Annotated in this window: 15 protein-coding genes and 2 tRNA genes; 15 read left to right on the forward strand and 2 right to left on the reverse strand. The window is 64.9% G+C overall.

Annotated elements, in window-relative coordinates:
• Window positions 1-8: 8 nt before the first annotated feature.
• On the forward strand, window positions 9-1,064 hold the full coding sequence (gene cysK / locus AC1DV8_RS12590) for a cysteine synthase A (RefSeq protein ID WP_477149449.1): 1,056 nt from the start codon (window positions 9-11) through the stop codon (window positions 1,062-1,064).
• 147 nt (window positions 1,065-1,211) lie between these two features.
• On the opposite strand, the gene AC1DV8_RS12595 is transcribed toward cysK, so the two are convergent.
• Window positions 1,212-2,297: a citrate synthase gene (locus AC1DV8_RS12595; protein WP_477157685.1), complete on the reverse strand. Its 1,086-nt coding sequence runs from the start codon at window positions 2,295-2,297 to the stop codon at window positions 1,212-1,214.
• An 88-nt stretch (window positions 2,298-2,385) separates the two neighbouring features.
• On the opposite strand from AC1DV8_RS12595, the gene AC1DV8_RS12600 reads away from it, so the two are divergent.
• The 4 genes from AC1DV8_RS12600 (at window position 2,386) to AC1DV8_RS12615 (ending at window position 8,090) form a co-directional block, all read left to right on the forward strand.
• Window positions 2,386-3,522 carry a citrate synthase gene (locus tag AC1DV8_RS12600; RefSeq protein ID WP_477157686.1) on the forward strand — a complete coding sequence of 379 codons (1,137 nt, stop codon included), beginning with the start codon at window positions 2,386-2,388 and terminating at the stop codon, window positions 3,520-3,522.
• A gap of 224 nt (window positions 3,523-3,746) precedes the next feature.
• Window positions 3,747-6,191 (forward strand): endopeptidase La, encoded by a 2,445-nt coding sequence (gene lon, locus AC1DV8_RS12605; protein WP_477149446.1) that lies wholly within the window; start codon window positions 3,747-3,749, stop codon window positions 6,189-6,191.
• A 269-nt stretch (window positions 6,192-6,460) separates the two neighbouring features.
• Window positions 6,461-7,660, forward strand: coding sequence for a Tet(A)/Tet(B)/Tet(C) family tetracycline efflux MFS transporter (gene tet / locus AC1DV8_RS12610; RefSeq protein ID WP_477157687.1), 1,200 nt, complete (start codon window positions 6,461-6,463; stop codon window positions 7,658-7,660).
• 154 nt (window positions 7,661-7,814) lie between these two features.
• Entirely contained in the window at window positions 7,815-8,090 is a 276-nt protein-coding gene (locus tag AC1DV8_RS12615; protein WP_477149444.1) for an HU family DNA-binding protein, read from the forward strand.
• A 128-nt stretch (window positions 8,091-8,218) separates the two neighbouring features.
• Here the strand turns inward: AC1DV8_RS12615 and AC1DV8_RS12620 are convergent.
• Window positions 8,219-8,294: transfer RNA gene (locus AC1DV8_RS12620), tRNA-Val, on the reverse strand.
• Window positions 8,295-8,455: 161 nt separating this feature from the next.
• On the opposite strand from AC1DV8_RS12620, the gene AC1DV8_RS12625 reads away from it, so the two are divergent.
• From AC1DV8_RS12625 to nuoF, 10 genes are all read left to right on the forward strand, one after another.
• Complete coding sequence (locus tag AC1DV8_RS12625) at window positions 8,456-9,844, forward strand: FAD-binding oxidoreductase (protein WP_477157688.1); 1,389 nt, start codon at window positions 8,456-8,458, stop codon at window positions 9,842-9,844.
• A gap of 170 nt (window positions 9,845-10,014) precedes the next feature.
• Window positions 10,015-10,091: transfer RNA gene (locus AC1DV8_RS12630), tRNA-Asp, on the forward strand.
• Between the two features lie 185 nt (window positions 10,092-10,276).
• A complete protein-coding gene (locus AC1DV8_RS12635) occupies window positions 10,277-10,819 on the forward strand; it encodes an outer membrane protein (RefSeq protein ID WP_477149442.1) in 543 nt (180 codons plus the stop codon).
• A 288-nt stretch (window positions 10,820-11,107) separates the two neighbouring features.
• Window positions 11,108-11,473: an NADH-quinone oxidoreductase subunit A gene (locus tag AC1DV8_RS12640; protein ID WP_477149441.1), complete on the forward strand. Its 366-nt coding sequence runs from the start codon at window positions 11,108-11,110 to the stop codon at window positions 11,471-11,473.
• Window positions 11,464-12,039 carry a NuoB/complex I 20 kDa subunit family protein gene (locus AC1DV8_RS12645; RefSeq protein ID WP_055881654.1) on the forward strand — a complete coding sequence of 192 codons (576 nt, stop codon included), beginning with the start codon at window positions 11,464-11,466 and terminating at the stop codon, window positions 12,037-12,039. The genes AC1DV8_RS12640 and AC1DV8_RS12645 overlap by 10 nt, the downstream gene beginning before the upstream one ends.
• Before the next feature lie 23 nt (window positions 12,040-12,062).
• A complete protein-coding gene (locus AC1DV8_RS12650) occupies window positions 12,063-12,659 on the forward strand; it encodes an NADH-quinone oxidoreductase subunit C (RefSeq protein WP_477157700.1) in 597 nt (198 codons plus the stop codon).
• Window positions 12,659-13,849, forward strand: coding sequence for an NADH-quinone oxidoreductase subunit D (locus tag AC1DV8_RS12655; RefSeq protein ID WP_477157689.1), 1,191 nt, complete (start codon window positions 12,659-12,661; stop codon window positions 13,847-13,849). Before AC1DV8_RS12650 ends, AC1DV8_RS12655 begins: the two co-directional genes overlap by 1 nt.
• On the forward strand, window positions 13,849-14,181 hold the full coding sequence (locus AC1DV8_RS12660; protein WP_477149438.1) for a nuclear transport factor 2 family protein: 333 nt from the start codon (window positions 13,849-13,851) through the stop codon (window positions 14,179-14,181). The genes AC1DV8_RS12655 and AC1DV8_RS12660 overlap by 1 nt, the downstream gene beginning before the upstream one ends.
• A 3-nt stretch (window positions 14,182-14,184) precedes the next feature.
• Window positions 14,185-15,177: an NADH-quinone oxidoreductase subunit NuoE gene (gene nuoE / locus AC1DV8_RS12665; protein ID WP_477157690.1), complete on the forward strand. Its 993-nt coding sequence runs from the start codon at window positions 14,185-14,187 to the stop codon at window positions 15,175-15,177.
• Window positions 15,177-16,490, forward strand: coding sequence for an NADH-quinone oxidoreductase subunit NuoF (gene nuoF / locus AC1DV8_RS12670; RefSeq protein WP_477149436.1), 1,314 nt, complete (start codon window positions 15,177-15,179; stop codon window positions 16,488-16,490). Before nuoE ends, nuoF begins: the two co-directional genes overlap by 1 nt.
• Window position 16,491 lies beyond the last annotated feature (1 nt).

The raw sequence follows: 16,491 nt of genomic DNA on the forward strand, positions 1-16,491 counted from the left end.
GACGAACCATGAAATTCAAAGACATTCTGGGCACGATCGGCAACACGCCGGTGGTCCGGATCAACAAACTCGGTCCCAAGAACGTCAAGCTCTACGTCAAGGTCGAGGCCTTCAATCCGCTCGGCTCGGTGAAAGACCGTCTCGCACTTGGCGTCATTGAGGCGGCCGAGAAATCCGGCGCGCTGAAGCCGGGCCAGACCGTCATCGAAGCCACCAGCGGCAATACCGGCATCGGTCTCGCCATGGTGTGCGCTGCCAAGGGCTATCCGCTGGTGGTGACCATGGCCGAGAGCTTTTCGGTCGAGCGCCGCAAGCTCATGCGCTTCCTCGGGGCCAAGGTGGTGCTGACGCCAGCCGCCGAGCGCGCCAACGGCATGATCCGCAAGGCCGAGTCGCTGGCCGAGGCGAATGGCTGGTTCCAGACCCGCCAGTTCGAGAACGAAGCCAACCCCGACATGCATTCGCGGACTACGGCCCAGGAAATCCTCCGCGATTTCGCCGATGAGAAGCTCGACTACTGGGTCACCGGCTTTGGCACCGGCGGCACGCTGACCGGCGTCGGCCGGGTGCTGCGCGACAAGATGCCGAACACCAAGATCATCGTCGCCGAGCCCGAAGGCGCGCCGATGCTGACCAGCGGCGAGGGCCAGGAGCGCCGGGCCGACCACGCTGCCACCGGCAGCCATTCCGCCTGGAAGCCGCATCCGTTCCAGGGCTGGAGCCCGGACTTCATCCCGTGGATCACCAACGAGGCGGTCACCGAGAAGCTGTTCGACCAGGTGCTGACCATCGCCGGCCCCGACGGCATGAAGTGCTCGATGGACCTGGCGCAGAAGGAAGGCATCTTCGTCGGCATCACCGCCGGCGCCACCTTCGCAGCGGCCCTGAAGGTCGCAGAAAGCGCGCCGGATGGCTCGACCATCCTCGCGATGCTCCCCGACACGGGCGAGCGCTATCTGTCGACGCCGCTGTTCGCCGACGTTCCGGCCGAGATGACGCCGGAAGAAGAGGCGATTTCAGTCTCGACCCCGGGCCAGCAACTGCCGCCGAAGGTGGCAGCTTAAGAGCTTGGACTGCCCCTCACCCCGCCCTTTGGGCACCCCTCTCCCCCAAGGGGAGAGGGGAGGCGAGGGGCCCCGCTCCACAACGCCCCTCTCCCGTACGGGAGAGGGTGGCTCGCCGAAGCCGAGACGGGTGGGGGCAGTAGAGAACTAAGCAGCCACCCTCGGCACCGGTCCGACATAGAGCGACTTCGGCCGGATAAGCCGGCCGTTCGCGGCTTCTTCCTTGGCGTGGGCGATCCAGCCGCCGATGCGGCTTGCCGCAAAAATCGCCGTGAAAGTCTCGCGCGGGAAGCCAAGGGCCTCGAGCAACAAAGCCGGGTAGAACTCGACATTCGTCGCCAGCACGCGGCCGGGCTTGTGGCGCTTGAGCGCCGCCAGCGCCTCGGCCTCGACATGTCCGGCGAGAGCTATGCGTGTGGTATCGACGGCACCCGACTGGGCCAACCGGTCGAGCGCGGCTTTCAGCGCATCGGCCCGCGGATCGCGGACGCGATAGATGCGGTGGCCAAAACCCATCAACCGGCGACCGCTGGCGAGCTCGTTCTCGATCCAGGCCGCGGCGTTCTCGGGCTTGCCAACCGCATCGAGCATGTCGAGCACCGGCCCCAGCGCCCCGCCGTGCCGCGGCCCCTTGAGGGCCCCGAGTGCCGCGAGGGACGACGAGTTGAGCCCTGCAAGCGTCGAAGCCACCACGCGCGCCGCGAAGGTGGACGCGTTGAGGCCGTGATCGGCGACGGTGACGAGATAGGCGTCGAGTGCCGCGGCCATGGCAGGCGCCGGCTTGGCGCCGCCAAGCATGGCGAGCATGTCGGCAGCATGGCCCAGCGAGGCATCTGGCGCGTGCAGTGGCTTGCCGGCCTGCAGCCGGATCAGGGCCGGCAACAGAACCGCCGGAGCGGCAGCGAGTAGCAGCGCGGTATCGAGATCGGTGCCGTCGGGCAGGCGCGCCATGAGCGCGCGGACGCCGTCATAGACCGGCCGGCCGGCAAGGAACGGCAACTCGCGTTCGAGCGTGCGGAAGACTTCGCTCCGCGCCTTCGCGAGCGGCGGCGCCAGGTCCTGGGGCAGGTCGGGGAAAAACCCGTCCCAGAGCAGCGACAGCACCTCCTCGTAGCTCACCCGGCCGGCCAGCGCGTCCAGCGGCTGGCCGCGGATGATCAGTCGCCCCGCCAGCCCGTCCACGTCCGAGAGGACGGTTTCGGCTGCGACGACGTCTTCGAGTCCATTGCTCATGTGAGCCTCCTTGGCTGTTTGCAAAGGAAGGTAGGCGCGCTAACATTGACGTCAATCTTGATCATATGGATCAATGTCAGGGGTCAGCATGTGGCTCAATGCAACAGAGGCACTGGCCCGGCTCGGTTCGAAGCCGCAGTCGCTCTACGCCAATGTCAGCCGCGGCCGGATCCGCGCGAAGCCTGACCCCCAGGATACCCGCCGCAGCCTCTATCGTGAGGAAGACGTGGAGCGCCTGGCATCGCGGGCCCGGGGCCGCCGCAGCACGGCGACAGTCGCTTCCGAAGCGATCAGCTGGGGCGATCCGGTGCTGCCCTCCGCCGTCTCCACCGTCAGCGGCGGCCGCCTGTATTATCGCGGCGTTGATGCAGCCGAACTGTCGGCGACAGCTACGCTGGAGGATGTCGCGACCCTCCTATGGCAGGGCCCCTGCGAGCTTCACGACACCTCATCCTCCGCCTCGACCGATGCTCCAATGAATGCGGCCTTTGCTGAACTTGCCCTGCGCGCGGCGTCTGACCCACCCAGCTACGGCCGTTTTCCAGCCGAGTTGCGTGGGGAGGCCGGAAAGGTTCTCGCCAGCCTTGCCGACGCCATGCTCGGCAGCGGAGCAGGGCTGCTGCATCAGCGACTCGCGCAATATCTCGGTCGTCCCTCGACGGCTGATGCCCTGCGTCGCGCCCTGGTGCTGCTGGCTGATCACGAGCTCAACACCTCGACCTTCGCGGCGCGGGTCACCGTTTCCACAGGTTCGTCGCTGGCCGCCGGCGCGTTGGCTGGCCTCGCAGCGCTCAGCGGCCCGCTGCACGGCGATGCCGCGTCCGCGGTGCTGGCGCTCGCCGCCGATATCGGCGCCGACCCGCGCCGCGCGACACGCGCCCTGCGCGAGTGGCTGGACGAAGGGCGCGTCGTTCCCGGGTTCGGGCACCGGCTCTATCCGGGCGGGGACATCAGGTGCGCGGCGTTGCTGGCCGCCATCGAGGCGCCGCCGATATTTCACGCCCTTGAAACCGCAGCAGAACGCCTGATCGGCGACCGGCCCAATGTCGACTTTGCCCTCGCCGCGCTGAGTGTCGCCTACGACTTGCCGCGCCATGCGCCGGCCACCATCTTTGCCCTGGCGCGGTCGGTTGGCTGGCTGGCGCATATGCTGGAACAGGCGGCTGCCGGGCAGTTGATCCGCCCGCGGGCGCGCTATGTCGGGCCTGCGCTGCAGACCGTCTAGTCCCGCGACAACGTGCCCTTCGCTGATGCAGCGGCAGCACACAGTGGCGCCGCATTGCAGGCATACCCGTCATTACGGGTAGGTTGACTTGCCCTTTGCTGAGGGCGCCCTATTTAATCAGCAGAATCAGGCTCGCCGCCCATCGTGGGGACCGGCCCGATTGCTAGACGGGCGCGGGCTCGCGCTTTCTCCCTTTGAGCCCTGCGCCCAGGAAAGGACCAAATATGTCGGACGTTACCCAAGGCGGCGCCGGAATCGATCGCGATCGGGTTTACCCGGTGCTGCCGCTACGCGATATCGTTGTCTTTCCGGGCATGATCGTGCCGCTCTTCGTCGGCCGCGAAAAGTCGGTGAAGGCGCTCGAAGAAGTGATGCGCGACGACAAGCACATCCTCGTCGTCACCCAGAAGAATGCCCAGGACGACGATCCGTCGCCTGAAGAGATTTATGCCACCGGCACCATCGCCTCGGTGCTGCAGCTGCTGAAGCTGCCCGACGGCACCGTCAAGGTGCTGGTCGAGGGGCTGCGCCGCGCCAAGATCGACCAGTACCTGCAGACCGTCGACTACTTCGAAGCCGAAGCCACGACGTTGCCGGAACCCGAGGAAGACGAGACCGAACTCGAGGCGATGGCGCGTTCCGCCCAGTCCGAGTTCGAGAACTACGTCAAGCTCAACAAGAAGATCTCGGCCGAGGTGGTCAACGCCGTCAGCCAGATCACCAACCATTCCAAGCTTGCCGACACCATCGCCAGCCACCTGGTGATCAAGATCGAGCAGAAGGAAGAGCTGCTGGGCACCGTTTCGGTGAGCGAGCGGCTGCAGAAGATCCTCGGCCTGATGGAAGGCGAGATCGGCGTCCTGCAGGTGGAGAAGCGCATCCGCAGCCGCGTCAAGCGGCAGATGGAGAAGACGCAGCGCGAGTACTATCTCAACGAGCAGATGAAGGCGATCCAGCGCGAGCTGGGCGACGGCGAGGAAGGCTCGAACGAGCTGACCGAGCTCGAAGAGAAGATCAAGAAGACCAAGCTTTCCAAGGAAGCCCGCACCAAGGCCGACGCCGAGCTCAAGAAGCTCAAGACGATGAGCCCGATGTCGGCGGAAGCGACGGTCGTCCGCAACTATCTCGATTGGCTGCTGACGCTCCCGTGGGGCAAGAAGAGCAAGGTCAAGCGCGACCTGGTCTACGCCGAGCAGGTGCTGGACGAGGATCACTACGGCCTCGAGAAGGTCAAGGAGCGCATCCTCGAGTACCTGGCGGTGCAGTCCCGCACCGGCAAGCTCAAGGGCCCGATCCTCTGCCTCGTCGGCCCTCCGGGCGTCGGCAAGACCTCGCTCGGCAAGTCGATCGCCAAGGCGACCGGCCGTGAGTTCGTGCGCATGGCGCTCGGTGGTGTTCGTGACGAGGCCGAGATCCGTGGCCATCGCCGGACCTATATCGGCTCCATGCCAGGCAAGGTGATCCAGTCGCTCAAGAAGGCAGGCAAGAGCAATCCGCTGTTCCTGCTCGATGAGATCGACAAGATGGGCCAGGACTTCCGTGGCGATCCGTCGTCGGCACTGCTCGAAGTGCTCGATCCGGAGCAGAACCACACGTTCGCCGACCACTATCTCGAGGTCGACTATGACCTCTCGGACGTGATGTTCGTCACCACCTCGAACACGCTCAACATCCCCGGCCCGCTGATGGACCGCATGGAGATCATTCGCCTCTCGGGTTACACCGAGGAGGAGAAGTTCGAGATCGCCCGGCGCCACCTGATCCCGGAGACGCTGAAGGAAAACGGCCTGCAGCCCAAGGAATTCGTCATCGACGATGACCAGCTGATGGCCGTGGTCCGCAACTACACCCGTGAGGCCGGCGTCCGTAACCTGAAGCGCGAGCTGTCGAAGCTTATGCGGAAGGCCGTGCGCGACATCCTGGTCAAGAAGTCGACCAAGGTGGTCATCACTCCGGAACTGCTCGAGGAATATCTCGGGCCGGCATTCTTCCGGAACGACAAGATCGATGCCGAGCCGCAGGTCGGCGCGGTGACGGGCCTCGCCTGGACTTCGGTCGGCGGCGAGATCCTGACGATCGAAGGCGTGATGACGCATGGCAAGGGCCGCATGACGGTGACCGGCAACCTCAAGGAAGTGATGAAGGAATCCATCACTGCCGCCTCGGGTTACGTCCGCTCGCGGGCTGTCGACCTCGGCATCAAGCCGCCGCTGTTCGACACGCGCGATATCCACCTGCACGTGCCGGAAGGCGCGACGCCGAAGGATGGACCGTCCGCCGGCATCGGCATGGCCACGGCGATCGTCTCGCTGATGACCGGTATTCCGGTGCGGCACGACATCGCGATGACCGGTGAGGTGACGCTGCGCGGCCGCGTGCTGCCGATCGGCGGGCTCAAGGAAAAGCTCCTTGCGGCGCTCCGCTCGGGCATCAAGACCGTGCTGATCCCCGAGGAGAACACGCGTGATCTCAAGGAGATCCCGAAGAACGTGACCGAGGGGATGGAGATCATCCCGGTGAGCCGGATGGACGAGGTGCTGAGCCGCGCCCTGATCCGCCAGCCCGAGCCGATCGAATGGAAGTACGACGACGACAAGCCGGCGGCCGTGGTGCCGGTGGTCGACCCGACCGTCGACGGCGACGAAGCCGGCTCGAGCCTGCCGCACTAAGCGGGTTTGCAATGATGAAATTGGAGACGGCGCCTCAGGGCGCCGTTTTCGTTTGTGGCAGGACCGGGACCACCAGCGGGCACCTCCCGGGGGAGGATGGGCGGGGGTGAGCAGAGCCGCGATCACGAGGTGACGCGTGAGAACCGCGTCGTCGATCAACGGGCTGGCACAAGTTGGCACGGATCACCACTTAGGCATTTCGTTTGCCAATGCAGACAAGAACGAATAAAGAACGCGCCCCGCGTATCGACCGGCTGGAGGGCCCCGAGTTGAACAAAGCACTTATCGTGATCCTGGCCGCCGTGACGCTGGACGCCGTTGGCATCGGGCTGATCTTTCCGATTCTGCCGCGCCTGCTGGAGGACGTCACCCATACCGGTGAGGTGACGACACTGATCGGCATTATGCTGGCGCTGTATTCGGCGATGCAGTTCCTGTTCTCGCCGGTGCTGGGGGTGCTCAGCGACCGCTATGGCCGGCGCCCGGTGCTGCTGCTGTCGCTGGCTGGTGCCGCCATCGACTACCTGATCATGGCATTTGCGCCCGAGCTCTGGATGCTGGTCCTGGGCCGCGCCATTGCCGGCGTCACCAGTGCGAACATGGCGGTGGCCACGGCCTATATCACCGACATTTCGGCCGAGGAGGAGCGCGCCAAGCGCTTCGGCTACTTCCACGCCATGTTCGGCATCGGCTTCATCATTGGGCCGGTGATCGGCGGCATTCTGGGCGACATATGGGTGCGGGCGCCGTTCCTCGTGGCGGCGGGCCTCAACGCGGTCAACTTCGCGCTGGCGCTGTTTGTGCTGCCGGAATCGCGCAAGGGTGACAGCTCCGCCAAGTTCGACTTCAAGACGCTGAACCCGTTCCGGCCGTTGGGCTGGGCGTTCAGCTTCACGGCGCTACTGCCGCTGATGGCCATCTTCGTGATCATGAATTTCGTCGGCACCATGTACGGCACCATCTGGGCGCTGTTCGGCCAGGACATGTTCCAGTGGAACGGCCTGATGATCGGGCTCTCGCTAGGGGCGTTCGGGCTCTTCCACGCCGGCGCGCAGGCCTTGCTCACCGGTCCGGTCGCGGCGCGGTTGGGCGAGCGTTGGGCGATGATTCTGGGCATGGCCTGCGAGCTCACCGCGCTGCTGATTCTGGGCTTCGCCACGCAGGGCTGGATCGTGTTCGCGCTGGCCCCACTATTCGCGCTCGGCGGCATCGGCATGCCGGCGCTGCAATCGCTCACCACACAGCAGGTCGATGCCGACAACCAGGGCAAGCTTCAGGGCGTGCTCGCCAGTCTCGTCAGCCTCTCGGCAGTATTCGGCCCGCTATTCTTCTCAATGGTGTATTTCGCCCTCAAACCGACCTGGCCGGGGCTGATCTGGATCGTCGGGGGAGGCGTGTATTTGCTGGCTTTGCCGCTGCTTTTGGGCATCCGGAGAACGCCGCTCGCCACAGTAACGCCCGAAGGCTGACAAAGTTGAGCCTAAATTGACAGTTCATTAACAGAATTGCTGTGCCCAGCTTGCGGAAAAGCCCGGATTTCCTTGCGTTCCGAGCAGAATCGAAGAAGGGTCACGGCGTTTTGGTTCGCCTCAGAGGGCGGGCATCCCACAGTGAGGAAACGCTATGTCTAACAAGAACGATCTGATCGGCGTCGTCGCCGACAAGGCGGGCCTGACCAAGGCCCAGGCTGGGGAGGCTGTCGATGCCGTGTTTGACGCCGTCACCGCTTCGCTGAAGAAGGGCGAAGAAGTTCGCCTCGTCGGTTTCGGCACGTTTGCCGTTTCCAAGCGCAAGGCTTCGATCGGCCGCAACCCGGCAACGGGCGCCGAGATCAAGATCCCGGCCTCCAACCAGGCCAAGTTCAAGCCCGGCAAGGGCCTCAAGGACGCGATCAACTAAGAACGCGTTCCGGTCGATAAGACCACATGGCCCCGTGCGCTTGCCGCCGGGGCCATTTGCTTTTTGGGGCAGGGCGCTGAAGTTGGCTTGGTGCTGGCGCCAAGCGCATGTCAGTCATTCGAGGGGAATGGTGGGCGGTGACGGTCTCGAACCGCCGACCCTCTCGGTGTAAACGAGATGCTCTACCAACTGAGCTAACCGCCCGTCAGCGACGTGGTCGCGACGAAGGCGCACTAACTAGGGTTTTGGTCGCGAGGCGTCAACCCGTGGCACTCCGATCTGGGCTGTGCGTCGCAACAATCCCCCTGTAGGCTCACATCGCTAAACTTCACGGTTCGTCGGACTTAGGCCAGGGGAGGGCTCTGATGTCGATTGCCGAAGTAAGCCGCTTTGATCTGCCTGGTTTTGCGGGCACCCTGATCCACCCAGACCATGCCGACTACGATGACGCGCGCCGCGTCTACAACGGCATGATCGACTGTCGGCCGGCGGTGATCGCGCGCTGCAGCAGCGCCGACGACGTGGTGCTGGCCATCGGCCTTGCCCGTCGAGAGGGTTTGCCGCTCTCGGTGTTCGGCGGCGGCCATGCGGTCACCGGTGCGTCGGTTTGTGACGGCGGGGTGTGCATCGATATGCGCGGCATGAAGGGGATGACCATCGATCCTGCGGCGCAGACCTGCCGCGTCGAGGCCGGGCTGAACTGGGGCGAGTTCGACGCGGCGACTGCCGCATACGGCCTCGTGCTCACTGGTGGCCGAAACCCCACCACCGGCGTCGCCGGGCTGTCGCTGGGCAGCGGCAGCGGCTGGTTGGAGCGGAAGTTCGGCTTCGTCTGCGACAATCTCATCAGTGCCGAAGTGGTCACCGCAAACGGACGCAAGGTGGTCGCGTCGGCCAGCGAGAATCCGGAGCTGTTCTGGGGCCTGCGCGGTGGGGGCGGCAATTTCGGCATCGTCACGGCGTTCCACTTCCGTCTGCACAAGCTCGGCCCGATCGTGCTGGCCGGCGTGCTTATGTACCCGGCGCCGATGGCTGGTGCCGTGTTGCGGCACATTCGCGATTTCATGCGCACCGCGCCGGATGAGGTGGGCACCGGAATGGCCTTCACCACCGCGCCCGACGCGCCATTCGTCCCCGAGCCGGCACGCGGCAAGCCGATCGTGGTGGTGCAACTGATCTATGCCGGCGACGTGGAAGAAGGGCAGCGGGTGCTGGCGCCGTTCCGGGCCTTTGGTCCGCCGGCGGCCGACCTAGTGCAGCCGATGCCTTACACCGAGTTCCAGAAGATGGGCGGCAACTTCCCCGGCTCGCAGAACTACTGGACCGCCGACTTCCTCAACGAGCTGCCCGAGGAGGCGATCGACGCCTATGCCGCGCTGGCGCTGACGCCGGTGTCGCCGCAGTCGGCCATCATCCTCGTTCCTGGCGGTGGCGCGCCGTCGCGAGTCGATGAAGAAGCAACGGCCTTCGGCATGCGCACCGCGCCGTGGAACGTCCACTACATCTGCGGCTGGATGGATCCGGCCGACAACGAAGCCAACATTGCCCGCGTCAAGGAGATTGCCTCCGTGCTGAAGCCCTGGTCGACCGGCCGGGTCTACCTCAACTACATCGGCAACGAGGGGCAGGATCGAGTCGACGCGGCGTTCGGCGCCGCCAAGCTTGCCCGGCTGCGCGCGCTCAAGGCCGAGTGGGACCCCGAGAACGTGTTCCGCCACAACCACAACATTCGTCCGGCGGGTGCGGGGGCTTAGCGAGCGACACCGCATTCGATGGGGAAAACGCCAGTCTGGAAAGGCATTTGCAGGCAGGCGTGGAAAAGCTGGAAGAAAGTATGCGGCGCGCACGGTTTCGGCGCTTGACACTCTCCGACCCTCCCTCTAAACGGACGCCACGTTGCGCGGACGACTTGTTCGCAAGCGCTGCGGGAGTAGCTCAGTTGGTTAGAGCGCCGGCCTGTCACGCCGGAGGTCGCGGGTTCGAGCCCCGTCTCTCGCGCCACCCTTTCTCATCACATTGTTGAAGAATACCGGGTGGCGATGATCGCTTGATGGCGGTCGCCATGCTCTGCCCTTGCAAGGGCCGTCCCCTCACCACATTTCAATTGTACCAGCCCCTAGGTGCGTCGGAACCGCGGGGCGGGGTGGTGCATTGAAGTCTGTTGGAGGCGATCTCGGAGACCAGACATGCGGATGTCGTTGCGACTGATGCTTGCAGCAGCAGCACTAGCCGGCACGGTAGGGGCCGCGGCTGCGTCTGACCTCATCACCGTGCCGGTCGGTTCCAGCGCCGTCGGCGTTCCTGTCGCCAGTGGATTCGACTGGAGCGGCTTTTACGCCGGCGTCTACGGCGTTGTACAATCCAGCCCGGCGCGTGGCGGCGAGGTCGGGGCGGGCATCGAGGCCGGCGTGAATGCGCAGCTCGACTTCTTCCTCGTCGGCGGCGAGGTGGCCCTGCACGGGCTGACCAGCGACACCATCGACACGGCCTACGGGCAGGTCACGGGTCGCGGCGGCGTGCTGGTTACCGATGATCTGCTGGCCTACGCCTCGGCCGGCTACGGCATGGAGCTCACCGGCACCGGCGAGCGTGACCTGCTGGCGGGTGGCGGTCTTGAATACGCGGTCAGCGACGATATCTCGGTCAATGCCGAATACCTGCGCGGCTTCGATCTCGAGGGTGGCAACCCGAAGGACCAGTTCAGCCTCGGCGCGCGGTTCCATTTCTAGCGATTCCGCGGCGACCCGCGGCATCGCCAGTCACGCGTTTGCACAGCCTCAACCATGAGCAAAGCACTCCGATAGCGACAATCGTCGGAAGACCGTTGCGGGCAGGGCGTCTCAGCCGGATTCCCGTGCTAAGTTGAGCGTAATGATCAACATTAGTTTTCCTTGAATCGCTGCAAGGCGTGGGCTAAGCCCGTGCCACACGAAGTCGCGTCGTCTCGCGGGCCCAAAATCGCCCGTCTGGCCGCGCGAGCCGGCCACTCCCAGCCGGCCCGACCATTAGGCTGCACAATGAACGAGTTGCTCAGCAACTACCTGCCGATCATCATATTCGTCGGTCTGGCTGCCGTTATCGGCCTGGCCCTCATGGTTGCCCCCTTCATCGTTGCCTACAAGCGACCGGACCCGGAAAAGGTGTCGGCGTTCGAGGCTGGGTTTGAAGCGTTCGACGACGCGCGCATGAAGTTCGATGTGCGCTTCTACTTGGTGTCGATCCTGTTCATCGTGTTCGACCTCGAAGTGGCGCTGCTGTTCCCGTGGGCCGTGGCTTTCCGCGATGTCGGCTGGTTCGGCTTCTGGGCGGTCATGATCTTCCTCGGGGTACTGACTATCGGCTTTATCTACGAATGGAAGAAGGGCGCGCTGGAATGGGATTGAGTGAGCAGACGCTGGTCGCGCCGCAGCCCAAGGGCCTGATCGACCCGCGCACCAACAAGCCGATCGGCGCCGACGATCCGTTCATGGCGGATGTGAACGCTGAGCTGGCGGACAAGGGCTTCCTCGTTTCGACGGCCTCGCAGCTGATCACCTGGGCGCGCACCGGATCGCTGATGTGGATGCAGACGGGCCTCGCCTGCTGCGCCGTGGAAATGATCCAGATGTCGATGCCGCGCTACGACATCGAGCGATTCGGCACTGCGCCGCGCGCTTCGCCGCGCCAGGCGGACGTCTTGATCGTCGCCGGCACGCTCACCAACAAGATGGCTCCCGCCCTCCGCAAGGTCTACGACCAGATGCCGGAGCCGCGCTACGTCATCTCGATGGGCAGCTGCGCCAATGGCGGCGGCTACTATCACTATTCCTACTCGGTGGTGCGCGGCTGCGACCGCGTGATGCCCGTGGACATCTATGTCCCGGGTTGCCCGCCGACAGCTGAGGCGCTGCTCTACGGCATCCTGCTGCTGCAGAAGAAAATCCGCCGCACCGGCACGATCGAACGTTAGGACCGGCCATGATTGACGGCCCCATTCCTTCACCGCTCGCGGCGCTCGCTGAACGCGCCCGTAACGCGCTCGGCGACAAGATCATCGACCACAAGCTGGCCTATGGCGAGCTGACGCTGTCGGTCCGGCGCGATGCCATCATCGACGTGGCGACGTTCCTGCACGACCACGAGGCGTTCATTTCGATCATCGACGTGTGCGGCGTGGACTTCCCGGAGCGAGACGAGCGCTTCGACGTGGTCTACCACCTGCTCAGCCCCAAGCAGAACCTGCGCGTGCGGCTGAAGCTGACGACGGACGACACGCAGCCCGTGCAGTCGATCACCGGCATGTACCCGGGGGCCGACTGGTTCGAGCGCGAGACCTACGATCTGTTCGGCATCCTGTTCACCGGGCATCCGGACCTGCGCCGGCTGCTGACCGACTACGGGTTCGACGGCTACCCGCTGCGCAAGGACTTCCCGACCACCGGCTATGTCGAAGTGCGCTACGACGAAGAGCGCAAGCGCGTCGTCTATGAGCCGGTGAAGCTGCCGCAGGAATTTCGGCAGTTTGACTACCTGTCACCTTGGGAGGGTACGGATTACGTGCTGCCCGGCGACGAGAAGGCGAAGAACTGATGTCCGAAGTCGACGTCCGCAATTTCACGATCAACTTCGGGCCGATCCACCCGTCGGCGCACGGCGTGCTGCGCCTGATCCTCGAACTCGACGGTGAAGTCGTCGAGCGGGTCGATCCGCATATCGGGCTGCTGCATCGCGGCACGGAGAAGCTGATCGAGACCAAGACCTACCTCCAGGCCGTGCCGTATTTCGACCGGCTCGACTACGTGGCACCGATGAACCAGGAGCACGCGTTCTGCCTCGCAGTGGAAAAGCTGCTCGGCATCACCGTGCCGTTCCGAGGCCAGCTGATCCGCGTTCTCTATGCCGAGATCGGGCGGCTGCTGTCGCACATGCTCAACTGCACGACGCAGGCCATGGACGTCGGCGCGCTGACCCCGCCGCTCTGGGGTTTCGACGAGCGCGAAAAGCTCATGATCTTCTACGAGCGCGCCTCGGGCAGCCGTATGCATGCGGCCTATTTCCGTCCGGGTGGTGTGCACCAGGACCTGCCGCAGGCGCTGATCGACGATATCGGCGCGTTCTGCGACCCGTTCCTCAAGGTGCTCGACGATCTCGAAAAGCTCCTCACCGGCAACCGCATCTATATGCAGCGCAACGCCGATATCGGCGTGGTGTCGCGCGACGACGCGTGGAAGTGGGGTTTCTCCGGCGTGATGGTGCGCGGCTCGGGCGATGCCTGGGACGTGCGCAAGGCACAGCCCTACGAGTGCTACGACCGGCTCGAGTTCGACGTTCCCGTCGGCAAGAACGGCGATTGTTACGACCGCTATCTCGTCCGCATGGACGAGATGCGCCAGTCGATCCGCATCATGAAGCAGGTGCTCGATCTACTGAATTCGCCTGAAGGGCAGGGGCCGGTGGCCTCGACCGACGGCAAGGTGGTGCCGCCCAAGCGCGCCGAGATGAAGCAGTCGATGGAAGCACTGATCCATCACTTCAAGCTCTACACCGAGGGCTACAAGGTGCCGGCCGGCGAGGTTTACGCCGCCGTCGAAGCACCGAAGGGCGAGTTCGGCGTCTATCTCGTCAGCGACGGCACCAACAAGCCGTACCGCTGCAAAATCCGCGCGCCGGGTTTTGCGCACCTACAGGCGATGGATTTCCTCTGCCGCGGGCACATGCTGGCCGACGTTGCCGCTATCCTCGGTTCGCTCGACATCGTGTTCGGCGAGGTCGACCGCTGATGTCGCCCACCGCACTCGCCCAAGGCCAACTCGACGCCTACAACGCGCAGGATCTCGACGCGTTCATGACGTTCTACGCCGATGACTGCGTCATTGCCGGCCCGGATGGCAAGATCACCCAGGACGGCGCGACCGCCATCCGCGAGCGCTATGCGACGATGTTCGCCAAGTTCCCGCAGAACCAGGCAATCCTGATCAACCGCATCGCGGCGGGGAACACTGTCGTAGACCACGAAGACGTCCGGCGCGCGCCGGATGGCGAGCGCTTCGAAGCGATCGCGATTTACACCATAGCGGGCGGCAAGATCGCCCGCGTCGATTTCGCAGGATAGAGCATGTCCGTCCGCCGCCTCGCAGATGAGACCGTCCAGCCCGAGAGCTTTGCTTTCTCGAAGGCCAACCAGGCCTGGGCTGAAAAGAAGATGGCTGAGTACCCGCCCGGCCGGCAGCAGTCGGCCGTGATCCCAATCCTGTGGCGTGCCCAGGAGCAGGAAGGCTGGATCACCCGCGCGGCGATCGAGACGATCGCCAAGATGCTGGACATGGCCTACATCCGCGTCCTCGAAGTTGCGACGTTCTACACGCAGTTCCTGCTGCGGCCGGTCGGCACCAAGGCGCATATTCTCGTCTGCGGCACGACGCCCTGCATGCTGCGCGGCGCCGAAGACCTGCGCGAAGTCTGCCAGCACAAGATCAATCACGAGCCGTTCGAGACCAATGCGGATGGCACGCTGAGCTGGGAAGAGGTCGAGTGCCTGGGCGCCTGCGTGAATGCTCCGCTGGTGATGATCGGCAACGACACGTACGAAGACCTGACGGTAGACAGCCTCGAGTCGCTGATCGACAAGTTCGCCGCCGGCAAGGGCAGCGAAGTCCCCACCGGTCCGCAGATCCAGCGCCAGTTCGGCGCCGCCGAGGGCGGGCAGACGACGCTGCTGGAAAAGCCGACCGCCAAGCGCACCTACAAGCCGTTCCCGCCACCGCCGGCTCCGGCGCCCGCTCCGGGTGCTCCGGCTGCTGCGGCTCCCGCCGCGGCTGCCCCGGCTCCTGCCGCAAAGGTGGCAGAACCCGCGCCGACCAAGCCTGGTCGCAAGCGTGGCGACGTTCCTGAAGAGGCCGCTCCGGCGCTCAAGGAGCCCGCGGGTGCGCCCAAGGCCTCCGTCGCCAAGGCTGAGTCGGAGCGCAAGAAGGCAGATGCCGCCGCCAAGGCCGATGGCAAGCCGAACAAGGCGATGCGAGAAGATGCCACCGGCGCCGAATCGCCGGCCGGCAAGATCGATGCGGGCAAGGCGCCGGGTAAGCCGCGCACCAAGAAGGGCAGTGTGTGATGCTGGAAGATAAAGACCGCATCTTCACCAATCTGTACGGCAACGGCGACTGGGGCCTCGAGGGCGCCCGGGCGCGCGGTGGCTGGCAGGATACCAAGAAGTTCATCGACAACGGTCGCGACTGGATCGTCAACGAGGTCAAGGGCTCGGGCCTCCGCGGCCGCGGCGGCGCCGGCTTCCCGACCGCGCTGAAGTGGACCTTCATGCCCAAGGAGGGCGTCAATGACGGCCGCCCGAGCCAGCTTCTCGTCAATGCCGACGAGTCCGAGCCCGGCACCTGCAAGGACCGCGAGATCCTGCGGCACGACCCGCATCACCTGATCGAGGGCTGCCTCCTGGCCGGCCGCGCCATGGGCGCGCACATCGCTTACGTCTACATCCGTGGCGAGTTCATCCGCGAGCGTCAGCGCTTCGAGGAAGCCGTGCAACAGGCCTACGACGCCAAGCTGATCGGCAAGAACAACATCCATGGCTGGGACTTCGAGATCGTCGTCCATCACGGCGCCGGCGCCTACATCTGCGGCGAAGAAACCGCGCTGATGGAGTCGCTGGAGGGCAAGAAGGGCCAGCCGCGCCTGAAGCCGCCGTTCCCGGCGGCGATGGGCGTCTACGGCAACCCGACGACCGTCAACAACGTCGAGTCGATCGCCGTGGTCCCGGAAATCCTGCGCCGCGGCGGTGCCTGGTTCGCCGGCATTGGCCGTCCGAACAACACTGGCACTAAGCTGTTCATGGTCTCGGGCCATGTGAACAAGCCTGCGACCTTCGAAGACGCACTCGGGGTGTCGTTCCGCGAAGTCATCGAGAAGCATTGCGGCGGCATCCGCGGCGGCTGGGACAACCTGCTGGCGGTCATTCCGGGCGGCGCGTCCTGTCCGGTCGTGCGCGGCGAAGACATGATGGACGCCATCCTCGATTTCGACGGGATGCGCGAGAAGAAGTCGTCGTTCGGTACCGGCGGCATGATCGTCATGGACAAGTCCACGGACATCATCAAGGCGATCTGGCGTATCGCGGCTTTCTTCAAGCACGAGAGCTGTGGCCAGTGCACGCCGTGTCGTGAAGGCACCGGCTGGATGATGCGCGTCATGGAGCGCATGGTCGAAGGCCGCGCCCAGAAGCGCGAGATCGACATGCTGTTCGAAGTGACCAAGCAGATCGAAGGGCACACCATCTGCGCCCTCGGCGATGCGGCGGCCTGGCCTGTCCAGGGGCTGATCCGCAACTTCCGCGACGTCATCGAGGCGCGGATCGACCAATACACCTGGTCCTCGACCAGCGAGGGCGCCGTGCCCTCGATCGCGGCGGAGTAAG

It is taken from the genome of Devosia sp. P3_B2 (assembly GCF_056402875.1).